The 18,416-nt window shown below is 60.2% G+C and carries 15 protein-coding genes and 2 pseudogenes; 12 read left to right on the top strand and 5 right to left on the bottom strand.

Annotation, left to right across the window (positions count from 1 at the left end; translation table 11 throughout):
- The first annotated feature begins 88 nt into the window (after nt 1-88).
- From MCB86_RS01120 to MCB86_RS01130, 3 genes are all read left to right on the top strand, one after another.
- On the top strand, nt 89-517 hold the full coding sequence (locus MCB86_RS01120; RefSeq protein WP_045161833.1) for a DoxX family protein: 429 nt from the start codon (nt 89-91) through the stop codon (nt 515-517).
- 413 nt (nt 518-930) lie between these two features.
- Nucleotides 931-1,590, top strand: coding sequence for a glutathione S-transferase family protein (locus tag MCB86_RS01125; RefSeq protein WP_045161834.1), 660 nt, complete (start codon nt 931-933; stop codon nt 1,588-1,590).
- Between the two features lie 133 nt (nt 1,591-1,723).
- Nucleotides 1,724-2,203 carry a VOC family protein gene (locus MCB86_RS01130; protein ID WP_045161835.1) on the top strand — a complete coding sequence of 160 codons (480 nt, stop codon included), beginning with the start codon at nt 1,724-1,726 and terminating at the stop codon, nt 2,201-2,203.
- 292 nt (nt 2,204-2,495) lie between these two features.
- Here MCB86_RS01130 and tcyN read toward each other — a convergent pair whose 3' ends face one another.
- The 4 genes from tcyN to MCB86_RS01150 form a co-directional block, all read right to left on the bottom strand.
- Nucleotides 2,496-3,254 carry an L-cystine ABC transporter ATP-binding protein TcyN gene (tcyN, locus tag MCB86_RS01135; protein WP_045161836.1) on the bottom strand — a complete coding sequence of 253 codons (759 nt, stop codon included), beginning with the start codon at nt 3,252-3,254 and terminating at the stop codon, nt 2,496-2,498.
- Nucleotides 3,254-3,922: a cystine ABC transporter permease gene (tcyL, locus tag MCB86_RS01140; protein WP_045161837.1), complete on the bottom strand. Its 669-nt coding sequence runs from the start codon at nt 3,920-3,922 to the stop codon at nt 3,254-3,256. Before tcyL ends, tcyN begins: the two co-directional genes overlap by 1 nt.
- Nucleotides 3,919-4,716, bottom strand: coding sequence for a cystine ABC transporter substrate-binding protein (gene tcyJ / locus MCB86_RS01145; RefSeq protein ID WP_045161838.1), 798 nt, complete (start codon nt 4,714-4,716; stop codon nt 3,919-3,921). The genes tcyL and tcyJ overlap by 4 nt, the downstream gene beginning before the upstream one ends.
- Before the next feature lie 110 nt (nt 4,717-4,826).
- Nucleotides 4,827-5,825, bottom strand: a complete 999-nt coding sequence (locus tag MCB86_RS01150) for a D-cysteine desulfhydrase (protein ID WP_045161839.1) — start codon at nt 5,823-5,825, stop codon at nt 4,827-4,829.
- A gap of 366 nt (nt 5,826-6,191) precedes the next feature.
- On the opposite strand from MCB86_RS01150, the pseudogene MCB86_RS01155 reads away from it, so the two are divergent.
- A pseudogene (locus MCB86_RS01155) lies at nt 6,192-7,561 on the top strand (IS1182 family transposase).
- 567 nt (nt 7,562-8,128) lie between these two features.
- Nucleotides 8,129-9,037 carry a LysR substrate-binding domain-containing protein gene (locus MCB86_RS01160; RefSeq protein WP_239609199.1) on the top strand — a complete coding sequence of 303 codons (909 nt, stop codon included), beginning with the start codon at nt 8,129-8,131 and terminating at the stop codon, nt 9,035-9,037.
- Nucleotides 9,038-9,111: 74 nt separating this feature from the next.
- Here MCB86_RS01160 and MCB86_RS01165 read toward each other — a convergent pair whose 3' ends face one another.
- The gene (locus MCB86_RS01165; protein ID WP_239609467.1) at nt 9,112-10,818 is read right to left on the bottom strand and encodes a BCCT family transporter; all 1,707 of its coding nucleotides are present in this window, start codon (nt 10,816-10,818) and stop codon (nt 9,112-9,114) included.
- A gap of 409 nt (nt 10,819-11,227) precedes the next feature.
- Between MCB86_RS01165 and MCB86_RS01170 the strand changes: the two genes are divergently transcribed.
- The 7 genes and pseudogenes from MCB86_RS01170 (at nt 11,228) to MCB86_RS01200 (ending at nt 18,327) form a co-directional block, all read left to right on the top strand.
- Nucleotides 11,228-12,418: an aromatic ring-hydroxylating dioxygenase subunit alpha gene (locus tag MCB86_RS01170; protein ID WP_239609202.1), complete on the top strand. Its 1,191-nt coding sequence runs from the start codon at nt 11,228-11,230 to the stop codon at nt 12,416-12,418.
- 10 nt (nt 12,419-12,428) lie between these two features.
- Entirely contained in the window at nt 12,429-13,874 is a 1,446-nt protein-coding gene (locus MCB86_RS01175) for an aldehyde dehydrogenase family protein (RefSeq protein WP_239609204.1), read from the top strand.
- Between the two features lie 5 nt (nt 13,875-13,879).
- Nucleotides 13,880-14,044: pseudogene (locus MCB86_RS01180) on the top strand (rubredoxin); the annotation flags it as partial.
- The gene (locus MCB86_RS01185) at nt 14,033-15,259 is read left to right on the top strand and encodes an FAD-dependent oxidoreductase (RefSeq protein WP_239609470.1); all 1,227 of its coding nucleotides are present in this window, start codon (nt 14,033-14,035) and stop codon (nt 15,257-15,259) included. The pseudogene MCB86_RS01180 and the gene MCB86_RS01185, both read left to right, overlap by 12 nt.
- Before the next feature lie 10 nt (nt 15,260-15,269).
- Nucleotides 15,270-16,598 carry an FAD-binding oxidoreductase gene (locus MCB86_RS01190; protein WP_239609206.1) on the top strand — a complete coding sequence of 443 codons (1,329 nt, stop codon included), beginning with the start codon at nt 15,270-15,272 and terminating at the stop codon, nt 16,596-16,598.
- Nucleotides 16,595-16,963 carry an ethanolamine utilization protein EutQ gene (locus tag MCB86_RS01195; RefSeq protein ID WP_239609208.1) on the top strand — a complete coding sequence of 123 codons (369 nt, stop codon included), beginning with the start codon at nt 16,595-16,597 and terminating at the stop codon, nt 16,961-16,963. The genes MCB86_RS01190 and MCB86_RS01195 overlap by 4 nt, the downstream gene beginning before the upstream one ends.
- A gap of 74 nt (nt 16,964-17,037) precedes the next feature.
- The gene (locus tag MCB86_RS01200; protein WP_239609210.1) at nt 17,038-18,327 is read left to right on the top strand and encodes an MFS transporter; all 1,290 of its coding nucleotides are present in this window, start codon (nt 17,038-17,040) and stop codon (nt 18,325-18,327) included.
- Nucleotides 18,328-18,416: the final 89 nt, after the last annotated feature.

Here is an 18,416-nt window from a genome sequence, read left to right on the forward strand (position 1 = left end):
ATTTAACGGCTATTTAGTTAAGAAGCTCCCGTGCATCATTTCCTCATTGCGGCTCACCAAGGTGGTGGCCCACTCAGAGGAATACGACATGACCCATTCAATCGCAGGCTCCAGCACCACCCACAACGCCACTTCCGCTTTCGCTTCGACGGCACTCGCCGGACGCGTTCTGCTGAGCGCCATCTTCATTCTGTCGGGGCTCTCGAAAGTCAGCGCGCCTGCCGGAATGATCGGTTATATCGAATCCGTCGGCTTGCCGTTCCCGGCGCTGGCTCTCACGCTTGCCATTCTGATCGAACTGGTTGGCGGCATCGCCCTGGTGCTCGGGTATCGGACTCGACTGGTAGCTGCGGGTCTCGCATTGTTCAGCGTGGTGACCGCGCTGGCGTTCCATAACCAGCTAGGTGATCAGAATCAGTTCATTCACTTCTTCAAGAACCTCGCCATGGCGGGTGGGCTGTTGCAAGTGGTGGCGTTCGGTGGCGGTCGTTTCAGTCTGGACGCGCGCCGCGGTTGATCTCACCGGTTGCTCGCTGGGTGAAGTCCTCCCCCCTGTCGAGACGAGAGTAGGGGAGGATCAACGCCGAGCGAGTGCCCCAGCCCAGGTCGACGGCCCGGTGCGCGAGCGCTGGAGTCGACGCCAGACAAAGAGCGCGACCGCACAAGAGCCTGGTTATTGCCAGGCTCTTGTGCGCGCAACGGTCCGACAATCAGGCAGATGCGCTTCGATCGGCCACCGGCACGCTATCGAAACGTTGCCAGACGACTCGGAGCAGTAAGACATAGCCGATACGCGACACACCTGTAGCGCTATGCATCCATTGGTTAAATCGGACGCGACAAATTTTCGGACGTGTCGATTTCACAGACGCCCGTACGACTAGACCAGCAGTTATCGAAATTGCGGTATCTAAACCGACGGAGCTGACCATGATCAAACTGTACGGAACACCCCCGACCCGCGCGTTGCGCGTTATCTGGTTACTCAACGAGCTAGGCCTGGACTACGAGATGCTCCCGGTGGGCATCCTTGAAGGTGAAAACCGACAATCGGAATTTCTGGCGCTCAACCCCGCCGCCAAAGTCCCGGTGCTGGTCGACGGAAGCCTCGTGGTAACCGAGTCGGCCGCGATTCAGCTTTATCTGGCTGAGAAATATCCCCAGGCGGGTTTCATCCCGGAGTCGGTAGAGGATCGGGCCCAGATGTATCGCTGGATTTTCTTTCTGATGACTGAGATCGAGCAGCCCCTATGGCGCATCGTGCGTCACACTTTCCTGTACCCGGAAGAGAAACGGTTGCCTCAGGATATCGAGCTGGCGAAGCTGGAATGCTTGGAGATGGTGGCGGTGCTCGAGCGACACATGCGGGACCGCGCATTCTTGGTTGCCGACCGGATCAGCGTGGCCGACTTCAACGCCGCTTATACGCTGGACTGGGCGAACGAGGAGAAGATGCTCGAGGGCGCGCCTCGGCTGAAAGCGTACCTGCAGTCGATGTACGCCCGGCCCAAGGCACCGCCAACCATTGCAGAGGCATTCGCGGCGCTTGAAAGCCAGGCCGTTACCGGCGATGCGACGGTGGCCGGGTAGATCCGCGGTTGGCGCTATTTCTAGTCTGTTACTAGCGTTGTCTATCGGCAGCTTCGAGGCGAGCGCGGGGGGATAAGCAGTACCCTGCCGCGGCTTCACGAACTCATCTATCAGCCAAGCATGGAGACCCAACATGATCAGCAAAAACACCGTTTGCCTCTGGTATGACGGCACCGCACTGGAGGCCGCAACCTTCTACGCCGAAACCTTCCCGGACAGCGCGGTGCGCGCCGTCCATCGCGCGCCAGGCGACTTTCCGTCGGGCAAGCAGGGCGATGTGCTCACTGTCGAGTTCACGGTGATGGGCATTCCTTGCCTCGGGCTTAACGGGGGGCCGGCGTTCAAACACAACGAGGCGTTCTCGTTCCAGGTTGCAACCGACGACCAGGCCGAGACGGACCGCTTATGGAATGCGATTGTCAGTAACGGCGGCGAAGAAAGCGCATGCGGGTGGTGCAAGGACAAATGGGGCCTGTCCTGGCAAATAACGCCACGCGTATTGACGGCCGCCTATACCAGCCCTGATCAAGCAGCGGCCAAGCGCGCGTTCGAAGCAATGATGGGCATGCAAAAGATCGACATTGCTGCGATCGAAGCGGCGTTGAAGGGTTGATCGGCATTTAGCATCGAGTGCCGTCAAGGTTTCACCCATTGGCTGCAGATACTGCTTCTGCAGCTGCGGGGGCCGTTGAGAGGAGCAGGCGTGTTTACCGCGTTGCGTTACGACAGCGGTGCACCCCACTCCCAGCGCTTTGACTACTTCGAGCTATCTTCTGAAGCTGCTGGCACGTACACCTTCATTAGCGCCGTTACTGAGCAACAAGCCGTATCCACAGTTCACCTCGGAAAACTCGGGCATGGAATGCCCATGCCCTTGAAGGGGAAGGAAGCGGACGGCGGCTGGTCTAGTGCGCTGGATGGTTGCCGATGAACTTGCTGAGGAACTGTCTTGTGCGTTCGTGTTGCGGCGCGCTAAGCAACTGCCTGGCCTCGCCTTGTTCGACGATCACTCCGTCATCGATGAAGATCGCCCTATCGGCCACGTCACGGGCGAAGCTCATCTCGTGGGTGACGATGACCATGGTGCGTTTTTCTTCGGCCAAGCCGCGAATGGTGGCGAGCACTTCGCCGACCAGCTCCGGGTCGAGCGCCGAGGTCGGTTCATCAAACAGAATCACGTCCGGCTGCATGGCCAGTGCACGGGCAATCGCCACGCGCTGTTGCTGGCCGCCGGAGAGACGCTTGGGGTAAGCGTCTTCCTTGCCGGCCAGGCCGACCTTGGCCAGCAAAGCGCGGCCGCGTTCGAGCGCTTGGGCGCGCGGCTCCTTCTTTACCTGCACCGGCCCTTCGATGACATTCTCAAGGGCGGTGCGATGGGGGAACAGGTTGAAGTTCTGGAACACGAAACCGACGTGCTGGCGCAGCTGGCGAATCAGTCGTTGCTGCGCCTTGAGCGGTTTATCGGCGTCGATGTGGATCGCACCGACGCTGATCTGCCCGCCGCTGGGTTGCTCCAGCAGATTGAGGCAGCGCAGCAGGGTGGTCTTGCCCGAACCGCTGGGGCCGATGATCGCCAGCACTTCGCCGGGAGCTATGTCGAGGTCGATGCCCTTGAGGACGTCCTGGCCGTTGAAAGATTTTTTCAGGTTACGCACGGTAATCATCAGGCGTCCTGCTCGTGGCGGTTGACCCGGTCTTCCAGGCGACCCTGGAAGTACGCCAGCACGCTGGCCAGCAACCAGTAGATCAGCGCGGCGGCCAGGTACATGGTGAAAATCTCGAAAGTGCGAGCAGTGATCAGCTGCGCCTGGCGGAACAGCTCTGGCACCTGGATGGTGGCGGCCAGGGCGGTGTCTTTGACCAGCGAGATGAAGCTGTTGCCCAGAGGCGGCAGGGCGGTGCGTGCGGCCTGCGGCAGGATGGCCCGATACAGAGTCTGTGCGCGGCTCATGCCGATACTGGCGGCCGCTTCCCACTGGCCACGGTCGATGGAGGCGATGGCGGCGCGCAGAATCTCGGCGGTGTAGGCCGCCATGTTCAGCGAGAAACCGATCAGCGCGGCCGGCAGCGGATCGAGCTGGATGCCCAGTTGCGGCATGCCGTAATAGATCATGAACAGCTGCACCAGCAGCGGCGTGCCACGGAAGAACGACACGTAGATCCGAGCCAGCCACTGCAGCGGCCAGTAGCCGTACAGTCGCAGCAGGGCCAGGCCGAAGCCCAGCAGCAGGCCGAAGAACATTCCGCCCAGGCTCAGCACCACGGTCCACCACGCGCCCTTCAGTAGGAAGGGGAGCGAGTCCAGCACCAACTGCAGGCTGTCATCGATCATTGCGTGACGTCAGCCTTGAACCACTTCTCGGAGAGCTGTTTCAGAGTGCCGTCAGCGCGCAGCTTGGCGATGGCCGCGTCGATGGCGGCGAGCAGTTGCGGGTTGCCCTTGCGCAGCGCGATGCCGGACTCCTGGCGGGAGAAGGCATCACCGGCCACGGCTAGGCGATTTCCGGTTTTTTCTACCATCTCGAAGGCCGCCAGGCGGTCGACCAGGATCACGTCGATGCGACCGACGTTGAGGTCCTGGAACTTGGTCGGGTCATCATCGTAGGTGCGGATATCGGCTTGTGGCACGTTCTCTTTGAGCCATTGCTCGTAGTTGGTGCCGAGGCCGACGCCGACCTTCTTACTAGCCAGGTCAGCGGGATTCTTGATGCTGTCGGCATCAGCCTTACGGGTGAGTGCCTGGATGCCGGAGACGGTGTAGGGCGTGGAAAAATCGTACTTCTGTTTGCGTTCCTCGGAGATGGTCACCTGGTTGATCACCACGTCCAGGCGCTTGGATTCCAAAGCGGCGAGTATGCCGTCCCACTTGGTCGGCTGGAACTCGGCCTTGACTCCCAACTCCTTGGCCAGCGCCTTGGCGAAGTCGACCTCGAAGCCGGTCAATTGGCCGCTTTCGTCCTGATAGTTGAAGGGCGGGTAGGTGCCTTCCAGTCCAACCTTGAGGGTGCCGTTGGCCTTTACCTCATCCAGCAGATCGGCGGCGAACACCGGGGAGAACAGGCTGGAGCCGAGCAGAAGGCTCAGGGTGCCGAGCAGAAAACGACGACGCAGCGTTGTGAATTTCATGGTGGGCCTCGGGATGGGCAGGTGAGTGTCGGTCAACTCTAAGCGTGTAGGTTTATTCGATAAAATAATTAGAAAATATCATGTCCGCTATTTTTGGAATATGTAACGCACTACAGTGCCCATGGATGATAGCCAAATAGCGCCGGGGCACCGCCGGTATGCAGGAACAACAGCGGACCCCGGCCAGGGATGGCACCCTGGGCAATGCCGTCGAGCAGGCCGGCGAAGGCCTTGCCGGTGTATACAGGATCGAGCAGCACGCCTTCCTGTTCGGCAAGCAGGCGGATGGCGGCCAGGGTGCCGGTATTCGGCTCGCCATAGCGCGGCGCGAAATACTGGTCCCAGAGTTCGATCTGAAGCCCCGCCGGCACGTCGACACCGAGCAGATCGGCGGTGCGCTCCAACAGGCCTTCGACCTTCGGCCGCTGGGTCGCCTCCGGGCGCGATACGGTGACGCCGACCACCCGACTGCCTGGCCGTGCATGTTCCAGCGCCAAGGCCAGACCACTGTGGGTTCCGGCACTTCCGGAGGCGAGCAACACAGCAGCGAAATCCTCACCCTTGCGGTGCATCTGCTCGGCCAGCTCCAGGCCGGCACGCACATAACCCAGTGCGCCGAGCGGGTTGGAGCCGCCGATGGGCACCACGTAAGGTTTGCGTCCGGCGTTGCGCAGGCGCTCGGCGGCGGTCTCTAGCAGTTCGTCGGCGTTGTCCAGATTGGCGACAGCTTCGATCTCGCAGCCGAAAAGGTCGAGCAGCACGCGGTTGCCGTTGCTTAGGTAATTGCTCTCGGTGGTACCCAGCGGATTCTCCAGCAGCGCCAGACAACCCAGACCGAGCCTGGCCGCCAGCGCCGCGGTTTGGCGTACATGGTTGGACTGGATGGCACCGGCGGTGACCAACACTTCGGCACCTTGGGCCAGGGCATCGGCGCCTAGGTATTCGAGCTTGCGCGCCTTGTTGCCACCGAGGGCCAGCGGGGTGAGGTCGTCGCGCTTGATCCAGACATCCCGACCCAAGTGACGTGACAGACGCGGTAAATGTTCGAGAGGTGTGGCTGCGGCAACCAACTCAAGGCGAGGGAAGCGGGCGAGGGCGTCGGTGAGCATGAGAGCAGGCTTCTGCACAGAGATAAGTGATCACTGTAGAAGGCGATCCATAACTGCCGCAAGCCGATATCCGGCGGGTTGGCGCTGCATTTTTTGTCGTTGAGGGAATGTAAGGACCAAAGGATGGCCGTTGGACCGGTAGAACCTTGCCAATGCTCTTAAAGGTTCGAGGCCTGCATCAGCAAGCCCTTGTCGTGCGCGGGGTGGGGGAGGGCAAACATGCTGGGGTGTAGTTGCTAGCAAGTGCTTGCTGACCGATCTCTACATAGTTCGAATGGCCTCAACCGGCCGATTCTGTTGAAAAAGTAGCTGCTTCCCCATGCCTTCGGCAAAATTGCTCTGTCAGTGAGCGTGGGGGCGAACAGCATGATGGGACAGTTACCGGGAGGGCAGCAGCGCCTGTTTTACTCGTTCAATCTGGAAGATCACGTCCCGCCCCAACACTCCTGCGCAGCATCGACCAATGCCTGGATCTCAGTGATCTGCGCGCCTACCTGGCGGATTTCTATAGCCCCATCGGGCGTCCCTCGATTGACCCGGAATTGATGGTGCGTATGCTCGTCGTCGGCTACTGCTATGGCATTCGTTCCGAGCGTCGATTGTGCGAAGAGGTGCACCTGAACCTTGGCTATCGCTGGTTCTGCCGGCTGGGTCTGGAAGACGAAGTACCCAATCACTCGACCTTCTCGAAGAACCGACACGGCCGTTTTCGTGACAGTGGCCTGTTCCGCTGGTTGTTCAATGAGGTGCTGCGTCGCTGCATGGCGGCTGGCCTGGTCAAAGGCGAAGGCTTCGCTGTGGACGCCAGCATCATCAAGGCCGATGCTAGCCGCCAATGTGGCATGGCGGGTAATGAAGTCGATTGGAACGATCCAAAGCTCAGCAGTCGCGCCGTGCGCGAGTACCTCGAAGCCCTTGATGAAGAGGCGCTGGCTGAGGCTCTTCCTAAGAAAATTTCGCTCACCGATCCTCAGTCCCGTTGGACAGCAGCACCAGGCGGCCCGGCCTTCTTTGCCTACTCCACGAATTACCTGATCGACACTGAGCACGGTGTGATCATGGACGTGGAAGCTACCTCGGCGCACCGTACCGCCGAAGTCGATTCGACCAGGACGATGGTCGAGCGTGTCGAAGCGCAGTTCGATCTCACACCGGAACGCCTTATCGGCGATACCGCTTATGGCATCGCCCCGATGCTGGCCTGGATGGTAGAAGAAAAGGACATCGAGCCGCATGTTCCGGTGTGGGACAAGACCGAGCGCAAGGACGACAGCCTCTCCAGTAACGACTTCCACTGGAACCAGGAAGCCAATGAATATCGCTGCCCAGCCGGCAAACCACTACGCAGTGAATGGCGCGCCTTCACCCAGAAAAGATCGCGGGTGACCAAGGCCAACACCATCATTTACCGCTCCAGCCAAACCGACTGCGCCACCTGCTCGTTGAAAGCGAAGTGCTGCCCCAACACGCCGACTCGGAAGATCGTCCGCAGCATCCATGAGGCTGCCCGCGACGTGGCTCGACGTATCGCCAAGACACCGGAATACCTAGTCTCTCGCTGCGAACGAAAGAAGGTGGAAATGCTATTCGCCCACCTCAAGCGGATAATGAAACTTGATCGCTTACGGCTGCGCGGTCTGACGGGTGCGACTGATGAATTCACCCTGGCGGCGACGGTGCAGAACCTGCGCCGCATGGCCAAGCTTTTGCCTCAAGGGCCACCATTAATGGGATAGGTACGCCTGCTGCGAGCAGAAACCCTCAAATTAACCCTCAGAGCTGAGCAATGACGCTCAGCGAAACGCCGAAAGGCAACTTGAAGTGGCTTGCAGCCACTTCGACAGCCGGTACATCCGACCGCCTGGCTGCCGCTAAACCTGCTTTTTCAACAGAATCGGCCGAAAGCGGCCTTTCGTTGTCCGTCATCTTACGCCAGTAGCATTGCCTCTTTTGTATTTGGCGGGCTCTCGGTTTTTCTTTATGGATAGTCGCTGGTCTGGGCTAATACCGAGTCACAAACAGCTCAGGCTAAGTTTATTTGTTGAGACAGGCCAAAGCTGTTAGATGATCGCTGTTGGCGGTTTATGGATTTTGTTTGTTGCCCTAGTGAGCCGATAACATCGCACCCGCATCTGGCTGCGGATATCACATCTGACAGGCAGCCGTGCGGTCAGCTGCTGCCGGTGGCGAGCAGCCTGAGACGGTCCAAAATAAATCGTAGGTTGGAGAGAGTGCGATTGCTGTAGCTCTCAGTCACGACGCGATAAGCTTGCTCGACAAAAATAACTCCCAGACCGTGAATCATGAAGATCCAGCCGCTTCCCCCACTCAACAGCCTGGTGGCATTCGAAGCTGCTGCCCGCCATCTGAGCTTTACCTCGGCGGCAAGTGAACTGAACGTTACGCAAGGTGCTATCAGCCGGCAGGTTCGGCTGTTGGAAGAGTATCTGGGCAAAGGTCTGTTCGAGCGGACGACTCGCTCGATGCGCCTGACGCCGACCGGGATTCAGTACTATGAAACGGTGCGATCGGCCTTGCTCGATGTTGCCAAGGCCACAGGTGAGATCAGGCACTGGCGAGGCGCGCAGCAGGTCACGGTGGCTACCAGTACGGCAATGGCCTCGCTTTGGCTGTTGCCCAAAGTCACAGAGTTTCAGCGTGCGAACGAGGACATCGATCTTCGCATCATCGCCCATGACCACGTGAAGAGTTATTCACGTCTGGAATGCGATCTCGCGCTTTACTACTGCCGCAGCACGCCGAACGACATGTTGGTGACTCCTCTGTTCCGGGAGGAGGTGTTCCCGGTGTGCAGTCCCGAGTACTTGGCGAAGCACCCAGAGCTGCGTGATATCGATCAGTTGGCTGGATGCACCTGGCTGTGGCTCGAAGACTCGCAAAGGGATTGGATCGGCTGGAACGAGTGGTTCGAGCGACTCGGAAGCAAGCCTCCGGAGCCGAAGCGCCGGATCAATATCAACAGTTATTCGATGTTGGTCCAGTCTGCCTTGAGTGGGCAGGGGATTGCGTTGGGGTGGTTGAATCTGGTCGATAGCCATTTGCAGAGCGGCGACCTGGTGCGTCCGATCGAAGCCTCGTTGACCACCGATGCTCAGTTCTGCCTTCTCGAGCCGTTGGAACGGGGCCGTGCTCGCCCGAGCGTCAGGCTGTTCCATGCCTGGCTGATGGATCAATTGCCGGTCCATCCCTGACGCAGGAAAAAGAAAAGGCCGCCGATTCATTATCGGCGGCCCTGAGGTCCGTGAGCTTCGCTGGACGTTAGTGGCTAACTGGCTTTTTGTGCGTGGACGACCACAGGATTAGCACTTCCTAGATTCAGGGCGATCGTCGCGTCCTTGCCTTCTTTGGGGTGCGCTTGAGGTGGAACTGCAGATGCGGTTGCCAATGGCCGTGGAAGTCCGGCGAAGCCTTCTTGGCGCAAACAGCGCATCAGGGCAATGCTCATGATCAACATGAACACGGCGATGGGCAGACCTGCGGCGATCGAAGCCATCTGGACTGTTTTCAAACCTCCGGCGTAGAGCAGGGCCATGGCGATCAGCGCTTGTAGAATGCCCCATAGCACACGGATTCCCTGGGGCGGTTCCGGGTGCCCCTCTGCACAGAGCGTACAGAGCACCAGTGTTCCTGAGTCGGCGGAGGTCACAAAGTAGGTGGCCAGCAGCAGACAGACCAGGATGCTCAGGCCCTGGCCGATCAGCCCGATGTCGATTTTCGACAGCAGGGTGAACATCGCCGACGTGGTTTCCTTTTTGGTCGCGGTCAGGATGTCACCCCCGGTAAACGTCGCGGCGTCACCAGTCAACACGCCTTGCTCGACCTGTTGCTGATGAGCTTGACGATCTTCCTGCTCGGCTTTCAGGGCGGAGCCGCCAAGGATTGACATCCAGACGATGGTGACCAGGGTTGGAACGAGCAGGGTGCCTGCAATGAGCTCTCGAATCGTGCGACCACGCGATACCCGCGCAATGAACAGTCCGACGAAGGGCCCCCAAGTCATCCACCAAGGCCAGTAGAACGCCGTCCACCAGTTCTGCCAGCCGCTGTCTTTCTGCGTGTCTGTCCAAAAGCTCAGCCCTACCAGGTTCTGCAGATAATCGCCGGAGCTTTCGAGCATCAGGTTCAGCAAATAGCGCGTTGGGCCGATCGCAAGCACCACGACCAGCAGCAGAATCGACAGCAGCATGTTCCATTCGGATAGGCGGCGAATGCCTCGGGCGACGCCGGACATGACCGAAAGGATGGCGCACAAGCTGATCAGTCCGATCAGCATCGCCTGTACACCGAAGCTGACGGGCAATCCGAATACCTGATTGAAGCCGGTATTGATCTGGGTAACACCCAGTCCCAGTGACGTCGAAACACCAAAGGCGGTAATAGCGACGGCAAGGATGTCGGTTACGTGACCGATCGGGCCGTAGATCCTGTCGCCAATGAACGGATACAAGATGGAGCGCATGCTGAGCGGCAGGCCTTTGCGATACGCAAAGTAGGCAAGGGACAGTCCTACGATGGTGAAGATCGCCCAAGGATGCAGGCCCCAGTGAAAGAGTGTCAGGCGCATCGCCATGGTGGCCGATTCGTCGCTCATATCGACGGTGAAAGGGTTCGACGAGTAATGCCAGATGGGCTCGGCGACGGACCAGAAGATCAGGCCTATGCCCATGCCGCCGCTGAACAGCATAGCGATCCAACTCGTGAATCCGAATTCCGGCGTTTCGTCATCGGCGCCCAGCCTGATATGCCCGAACCGGCTGAGCATCAGGTACACGAGCAGCCCAAGGACGCCGGTGACCAGGCTTAGATAGAACCACTTGAAGTGGCTCAGGATCGCATCGGAGGTGTGTTGAAAGAATGCGCCAGCTTGTTCTGCAAGTATGACGCAGAGCAGGACGAAGCTAATGACCAACAGCTTTGACGCAACGGTTACGGTGGGATTAAGGCCCTTGAAAAGGCCTGTCTGTGCACGCATCGGAATGTCCCCTTTTGTTTTTGTTAAGGGTTCTTGTCGTGCGGGGCTCTGCTGCAAACCAACCGTTCACGGTGGCGTCTTGCCACATTTCGGCTGGTCAGGTGGGCGGTGTGCTTGTGTTTTTTTGGGCCCCGCTTGCCGCGACAAAATGAACTTCGGGACTCTGGCGGCACAACTTATTTATTTTCATTGATTCATGAGTTATCGGAATCAATAAGAGAACCTCTTCTTTTTCGACTCCCTCGTGAATGCAGGAAAGCCAGAAAAGTAATTCATGCAAATTTCTCACTAATTGGGCGAGAAAAAATCGTTTGTGGCAGTAGTGTGCGTTTTCCACACTCGGCGACAACGGATACGGCTTGCGTGCCTTCCGAGAATAGAAAACAAGCCCATGAGGGGAGACAAAACAATGAACAACGCCATCTCTCAACGTATCCCGATCCAGCAGCTGGAAACCGTACTCGGCCCCATCCATCAAGCGACTGGCCTGAGCAACGAGTTCTACACCGAGCAGCGCATTTTCGAATACGAGCGCGACACCCTGTTCGGCCACACTTGGGCGTGCGTCGGTTTCGCTAGCGACCTGACTAAAAACGGATCGGTCAAGCCCGTCGATTTCATGGGCCTGCCTTTGCTGCTCATGCGCAACCGTGAAGGGCTGGTGCACGTGTTCCACAACGTGTGTAGCCACCGTGGCATGAAGCTGGTGGAGCAGGCCGGTGAAGTACAAGGCGTGATTCGTTGCCCCTATCACTCGTGGACTTACGACTTGAACGGCAGCCTGCGCGGCACGCCGCATGTCGGCGGCATCAACCAGCACAAGGACGAGCGCTTCGCCTGCGAGAAGCACGGCCTCAAGCCCATCCGCAGTGCCATCTGGATGGATATGGTATTCGTCAACCTGTCCGGTGACGCCGAGCCGCTGGAGACAATGCTCGCTCCGTTGACTGCGCGCTGGTCGCAGTTCCTGGGTCAGGACGGCATGTCGCTGTTGCGCAGCCGGCCCGGCCAGGATGCGACCATGCTGGATATCGCCTGCAACTGGAAACTGGCCGTTGAAAACTACTGCGAGGCCTACCACTTGCCATGGGTTCACCCGAGCCTGAACCCCTATTCCCGCCTGGAAGACCACTACAACATCCTGTTCAACGAGCGCTTTGCCGGACAGGGCAGCTACGCCTACAACCTGTCCGACGTGGCTGGCACGCACCTGCCTAAATTCCCGAGCTGGCCGCAGGATCGTCTGAAGAATGCTGAATACGTGGCGTTTTTCCCCAACGTGTTGCTGGGCATACAGGCGGATCATGCTTTTGCCATGCAGCTCGAACCGATCGCGCCGGGCCGCACCCTCGAGCATCTGCGTGTGTTCTACGTTGGAGACGAGGCGCTGCAGGATGAGTACGCCGGTTGCCGCAACGCCGTTCTGGAATCCTGGAAAGTGGTATTCGCCGAAGACATCGCCTCGGTCGAAGGCATGCAGAAAGGTCGGCAATCTCCGGGTTACACCGGCGGCGTGTTCTCTCCTGAAATGGACGTCCCCACCCATCATTTCCACAAATGGGCGGCACGCGAGTTCCTCGCCGCTCAACGGTCGGTCTGAGGACGCTCGCATGAATTCGTTAGCTTCCCATTGGCTTAATTACATCGACGGTGAGTGGTGCGACAGCGATAGGCACCTGACCGTGAACAACCCCGGCAACGGAGAGCCCCTGGCGACCATCGCCGAGGCCGGCATCGCCGATACCGAGCGCGCGCTGGTCGCCGCTCGGCGCTGCGTGGATAGTCGCGCGTTGAGCAAAGTGCGCCCGGCGCAACGCGTCAGCTGGCTGCTGGCGATTGCTGATGAAGTTCGCTCGGTGGCCGAAGAGGGCGCCTGGGTGCTCTGCCAGGAAAATGGCAAGAGCCTGAGCGATGCACGAGACGAGTTCATCGAAGCTGCGCGCTACTTCGAGTACTACGCCGGCATGGCCGACAAGATCGAAGGCGCCTCGATTCCATTGGGCGACGACTACATGGACTTCACCGTCTATGACCCGATGGGCGTCTCCGTGCAGATCGTCCCCTGGAATTTCCCGGTTTCGATCTGTGCGCGTTCGCTGGCGCCCGCCCTCGCGGCCGGCAACGCGGTGATCGTCAAGTCGCCGGAACTGTCACCGCTGGGCATCTGCATGCTGATCGAGGCGATCAATCGGGTCGGCCTGCCGCGTGGTGCGGTTAGCTTGCTTTGCGGGCGCGGCCGTGAGATCGGCGCGCACCTCGTTTCCCACCCCTCGGTGGACCAGATCGTGTTTACCGGTTCGGTGCCGACGGGGCAGAGCATTCTGCGTGCCGCGGCGGAGCGGGCCATCCCCAGCGTCATGGAGCTGGGTGGCAAGTCGGCCGCGTTGGTGTTCGCTGATGCCGACCTGGCGCAACTGCTGAGCAGCGTGAAGAGCGGCATCTTCTTCAACGCCGGTCAGGTCTGCTCCGCGATGTCTCGTCTGCTGGTGCAGCGCGACATCTATGAAGAGGTGATCGAGTCCGTCGTTCAACTGGCCGAAGGTTTGAAGGTCGGTCTGGGACAGGATGATTCCGAGTTGACCCCCGTGATCAGCGCCGGTCAGTTGGACAGCATTCAGACCCTTTGCCAGCGCGCTGTTGCCGAGGGCGCGGTCGTCGCGACCGGCGGCGAGGCCTTCAATGATCGCGCCGGCCACTTCATGCGCCCGACCGTGTTCCGCGACGTTTCGCCGGACATGTGCATCGCGCAGGAAGAGGTCTTCGGGCCGGTGCTGGCGATCATTCCGTTCGATACCGAAGAGCAGGCAATCGAAATCGCCAACGGCACGGAGTTCGGTCTGGTCGCCGGTGTGTTCACCCAGGACCTGAGCCGGGCCATGCGTTGCGCGCGCCGGCTGAAGTCCGGCCAGGTATTCATCAACGAGTGGTATGCCGGTGGCATCGAGACGCCCTTCGGTGGGGTCGGCCTGTCCGGGTTCGGCCGTGAGAAGGGGCAAGAGGCTTTGTACAGCTACGTTCGCACCAAGAACGTGGCGATTCGCGTAGCGCAGGAGTGACCGTCATGTTCAAGACATGGTTGTGCGTTGTATGTGGCTTGATCTACGACGAGGCGAAAGGCTGGCCGCAGGACGGTATCGCGGCTGGCACACGCTGGGAGGACGTGCCCGAGGACTGGCTGTGCCCCGAATGCGGGGTGGGCAAGAGCGATTTCGAGATGCTAGACGTCAGCGAGGTGGTGGCAGCCGTCAGCGAGGCGCCCGTTCCGGTGCCGACGTTTGCGCAACCGCAGCAGCCCATCGTCATCATCGGCAGCGGCCATGCGGGTTACGGTCTCGTCCAGGCGCTGCGCAAGGCTGACGAGAAAGTGGAAATCATCGTCATCACCTGCGAATGCGGTCATCTGTATTCCAAGCCCGCGCTGTCGATTGGCCTGGCACAGGGCAAGAGCATCGAGACGCTCAGCGGCGAAGCACCGTTCGCCATCGAGAAACGCCTGAAGATCAGCGTGCGTTCCTTCTGTGAGGTCCAGCGTATCGACACCGCTACGAAAACGCTGCATACCAACCTGGGCGATCTGGCCTACGGGCAGCTGGTGTTGGCGAGCGGTGCGCAACCGATTCGCCTGCCGATCGACGGCAACCGGGGAGCCATCGTCAGCGTGAACAACCTCGAGGATTACAAGGCGTTTCGCACCGCCCTGGTCGGCAAGCGGCGCATTGCGATACTCGGTGACGGCCTGATCGGTTGCGAGTTTGCCAACGACCTGGCCGCCAGTGGTTTCGAGGTCAGTGTCATCGGGCTGGGGCGCTGGCCAATGGAGCGGCTGCTGCCCCAGGAAGTCGGTGCGCAACTGCAAAACGCTTTGCAGGCGCAGGGGGTGCGATGGCATCTGCAGAACACCCTGAAGCGTGTCGATAAGACCGATGCTGGTTATCGGCTGCTCCTCGCCGATGGCATGCAGCTGGAGGCGGACATCGTGCTGTCGGCTGTTGGGCTTCGACCAAGCGTCGCCCTGGCGGAGTGCGCCGGGTTGGCGATCGGCCGCGGTATCCAGGTGGACGACCACATGCGCACCTCGCAGCCGGGCGTCTTCGCTCTGGGTGATTGCATCGAGATCGATGGGCAGTTGCTGCCGTACCTCGCGCCCATCAACCAAGGCTTGCAAGCGCTCAGCCGGACCTTGCTCGGCCAGCCGACCCGGGTCAGCTACCCGCACATGCCGATCATTGTGAAGACGCCGGCTGCGCCACTCAGCGTGCTGCCGCCTGCATCAGGCTGTGAGGGAGACTGGAAATGCACAGCCACAACCGATGGCATGAGCGCCGGCTTCTACGACACGCAGGGTCATCTGCGCGGGTTCGTACTGCTCGGCAAGGAAGCGCAAACCCAGCGCAATGCCTGGCTGCAGTCGTGCCATACCACTGATCGTGCGGTTGCCTGAGGGAATCCTGATGACTACAACAATCAACCTACCGCACGACGACAGCACATGCGGTTGGTACGCCAACCTGCCGGAACGGGCGGCAATCAAACGGCTCGACGGTCAGCAGCGCGCCGACTACGCGGTTATAGGCGCCGGCTTCGCCGGGCTGGCGGCGGCCCGGCGGCTGGCGGTGCTCAACCCTCAGGCGCGCATCCTGCTGATTGATGCTCAGCGCGTTGGCTACGGTGCTTCGGGTCGCAACTCGGGTTTTGTGATCGATCTGCCGCACAAGTTCGCATTGGAGCATCCCGATCCGCTTCACAAGCAGCGACTGCTTGGCCTCAACCGTGCTGCGATCAGCCAGCTCGAGCAGCTGGTCAAGCAGCATCGCATCGAGTGCCAATGGTCCCACGCCGGTAAGTATCAAGGGGCGGTGGGCGAGCGAGGCCTGGCCTATCTCGAGCATTTCCGGCATCTGCTCTCCGATCTCGGCGAGCCGTTTCAGGATGTCGAACGAAAAGCGCTGGCAAAGACCCTCGGGACCGATCATTACAGCGGCGCGATCTTCACGCCGGGCTGTTATCTCATGCAGCCGGCGGCGTTGGTCGCCGGGCTGGCCAACGCCTTGCCGGCAAATGTGGAATTGCTGGAAGAGTCGCCCATCAATCGGTTGGAGCGGGACGGGAAGGGGGGATGGCTGCTGCATGCGCGGCAGGGCACAGCGCACTGCAATCAACTGTTGCTGGCAACCAGCATCTTTACCCGTGAGTTCGGTTATCTGCGCAATCGCTTGCTGCCGGTGATGACCTTCGCTAGCTGGACGCGCCCGCTCACGGACGACGAAATGGTGGCCTATGGCGGGCAGCTGGACTGGGGCCTTACCCCGGCTGACCACGCTGGCACAACGGTGCGTATGACGCAGGACCGTCGGCTGATCATCCGCAACACCTACAAGCATGTGCCCAGATATGGCCGCAGCACGAGCGACGGCATGCGCGAAAAGGTCCGCGAAGCGCATCGTGCAGCGTTCCTGAAGCGCTTCCCGCAGCTGGCCGCTGTGCCCTTCAGTCATACCTGGGGCGGTGTGTACGCTATCTCGCGTAACTTCACCAACTTCTTCGGCGAGCTGGAGAAAGGGGTGTATGCCTCTGCTTGCGACAATGGGGTCGGCGCGGCATGGGGCACCATCTCCGGAACGCTCCTGGCTGACCTTGTATCCGGGGTGGAGTCCTCTCAGCTGAACGATATTCGCACGGTCACCGGGATGCCTTCGCTCAATCCTCCTGAGCCGTTTCTCGGCCTGGGCGTGCGTTCGCGAATTCGCCTGGCCGCCTGGAACAGCCGGAGCGAGCTATGATCCGCCCCGCGTCGCAATCCCCCGTGTTGCACATCGATCACGAGGATCTGGCATTCACCTTGCGAGGCGGCCCGCCTGGCGCGGCCTATGTGGCGCGTGCGGTGAGCAACGAGATCTCATCGAACATGGGCATCGGCTTCGCACGTTGGGAAGGTGCAGAAGTGGCGTGGACGCTCCTCTACGATGAGGTGATTTTCGTCATAGAAGGACTTTTCGAGCTGAAGGCGAACGGCGAGGTGTATCGCGTCCGTCCCGGCCAGTTGCTATGGATTCCAGAGGGAACTGAGCTGGTTTATGGGGGGCAGGCACTGTTCGGCTACGTCGTCCACCCAGGCGACTGGAAGGCTCGTCACGGGCTCGAGTAATGTTGCAGCGATAACGTGCCGCCACTCCTTTACAGGGGCGGCGGCGCTTTTCATTTCAGCTGGAAATCAAAAACATGTTGATGCTTGCACGAAGCTTCGGTGCGCTCTATCTGGCGACGGTGCTAATGCAGTTCGGGGCTACGTTGATGATGACGTACCTGGCACTGAGCATGGCCGGCAATGGTGGCGAAGGACTCGGTGGCGGTGCGCTGATGGCGGCCAACTCGCTTGGCATGGTGCTGGGGGCGAGTATCGGTTCCCGGTTTATTCAGACCGTGGGGCACATTCGGACTTACGCGGCCTGCGCAGGCATCATTGCTGCCGTGGTGCTTTCCCACGCGTTTTTCGACAATCTCGGCATTTGGCTGCTGTTACGCTGCGTCATGGGTGCGGCCACGATGTGCCAATTGATGGTGTTGGAGAGCTGGCTGAACGAGCAGACACATAGCGAGCACCGAGGCCGGGCGCTGGCCTTGTACATGGTCGCCAGCTACGTAGGGATGGCGCTTGGGCAACTTGCCTTGACGGTCAACGGCGATCTCGGATCGCAGGTGCTGATCGTTGTCGCGATAGCCTTCTCGCTGTGCCTGGTGCCGGTCGCATTGACCCGTAGCCTGCATCCCGCTGCGGTGGAGCCCATACCCATTTCGATCACCTTGTTCCTTCGGCGGCTTCCTCTGTCGCTCGCCACCATCCTGGTGTCCGGCATGATCAACGGCAGCTTCTTCGGCTTGTCCGCGATCTATGCAAGGAAGTTGGGCTTATCGACCGCAGAAGTAGGGCAGTTCATGGCGCTGGCGATTGGCGCAGGCCTGCTGGCGCAATGGCCGCTCGGCTGGATTTCCGATCGGTTGCCGCGCGCCAGCCTCATTCGCGTCGTTGCGCTACTTTTATCCATCGCGTGCCTGCCGCTAGCGGGGATCGTCCAGTTGACACTGCCGTGGCTGCTGGTTTTCAGCGCATCGGTAGGTTTTTTTCAGTTCTGTCTTTACCCGCTCGGCGCTGCCTTGGCCAACGACAACATCGAGTCGGAGCTGCGAGTCCCGTTGGCGGGCATGGTATTGCTGACGTTCGGCGCCGGGGCCTGTCTCGGTCCGCTGATCGCCGGGGGCGTGATGCACCTGTATGGCTCGTCCTGGCTTTATGCTTATCTCGCCGTCTGCGCGGCGCTACTGGCGGTCGCGGTCAGCCAGCGCAAGGTGAAAGGTGACCATCTGCGTGAAGACGCACCGTTGCATCAGCCCGTCATGCCCAACGCCCTGGCGAGCTCGGCGATCATTGCATCCGTGGAGCAGAGCGCGGTTGCGGAGGAGGGAACTTCGTCACAAAGCCACGAGGAGGCGTCAGTCGAGCGCCCGGCGTAATGAGCTCAGTGTTCGGTCGATCGGGCGATTGCCATTGGATACATGGGGCGGCGCATCGGTTGCTGCGCGACATGCGGCCCGCACTTATC

Origin of the sequence: Pseudomonas sp. KSR10 (assembly GCF_022355455.1) — a bacterium.
Taxonomy (GTDB): Bacteria; Pseudomonadota; Gammaproteobacteria; order Pseudomonadales; family Pseudomonadaceae; genus Stutzerimonas; species Stutzerimonas stutzeri_E.

Excerpts from the sequence above, each read along its gene's own strand:
- MCB86_RS01165 (WP_239609467.1), bottom strand. The coding sequence starts at position 10,818 with ATGCGTGCACAGACAGGCCTTTTCAAGGGCCTTAATCCCACCGTAACC.
- MCB86_RS01195 (WP_239609208.1), top strand. The coding sequence starts at position 16,595 with ATGATCCGCCCCGCGTCGCAATCCCCCGTGTTGCACATCGATCACGAG.
- MCB86_RS01160 (WP_239609199.1), top strand. The coding sequence starts at position 8,129 with ATGAAGATCCAGCCGCTTCCCCCACTCAACAGCCTGGTGGCATTCGAA.
- tcyJ (WP_045161838.1), bottom strand. The coding sequence starts at position 4,716 with ATGAAATTCACAACGCTGCGTCGTCGTTTTCTGCTCGGCACCCTGAGC.
- MCB86_RS01190 (WP_239609206.1), top strand. The coding sequence starts at position 15,270 with ATGACTACAACAATCAACCTACCGCACGACGACAGCACATGCGGTTGG.
- MCB86_RS01175 (WP_239609204.1), top strand. The coding sequence starts at position 12,429 with ATGAATTCGTTAGCTTCCCATTGGCTTAATTACATCGACGGTGAGTGG.
- MCB86_RS01185 (WP_239609470.1), top strand. The coding sequence starts at position 14,033 with ATGCTAGACGTCAGCGAGGTGGTGGCAGCCGTCAGCGAGGCGCCCGTT.
- MCB86_RS01170 (WP_239609202.1), top strand. The coding sequence starts at position 11,228 with ATGAACAACGCCATCTCTCAACGTATCCCGATCCAGCAGCTGGAAACC.
- MCB86_RS01120 (WP_045161833.1), top strand. The coding sequence starts at position 89 with ATGACCCATTCAATCGCAGGCTCCAGCACCACCCACAACGCCACTTCC.
- MCB86_RS01130 (WP_045161835.1), top strand. The coding sequence starts at position 1,724 with ATGATCAGCAAAAACACCGTTTGCCTCTGGTATGACGGCACCGCACTG.
- tcyN (WP_045161836.1), bottom strand. The coding sequence starts at position 3,254 with ATGATTACCGTGCGTAACCTGAAAAAATCTTTCAACGGCCAGGACGTC.
- MCB86_RS01200 (WP_239609210.1), top strand. The coding sequence starts at position 17,038 with ATGTTGATGCTTGCACGAAGCTTCGGTGCGCTCTATCTGGCGACGGTG.
- tcyL (WP_045161837.1), bottom strand. The coding sequence starts at position 3,922 with ATGATCGATGACAGCCTGCAGTTGGTGCTGGACTCGCTCCCCTTCCTA.
- MCB86_RS01150 (WP_045161839.1), bottom strand. The coding sequence starts at position 5,825 with ATGCTCACCGACGCCCTCGCCCGCTTCCCTCGCCTTGAGTTGGTTGCC.
- MCB86_RS01125 (WP_045161834.1), top strand. The coding sequence starts at position 931 with ATGATCAAACTGTACGGAACACCCCCGACCCGCGCGTTGCGCGTTATC.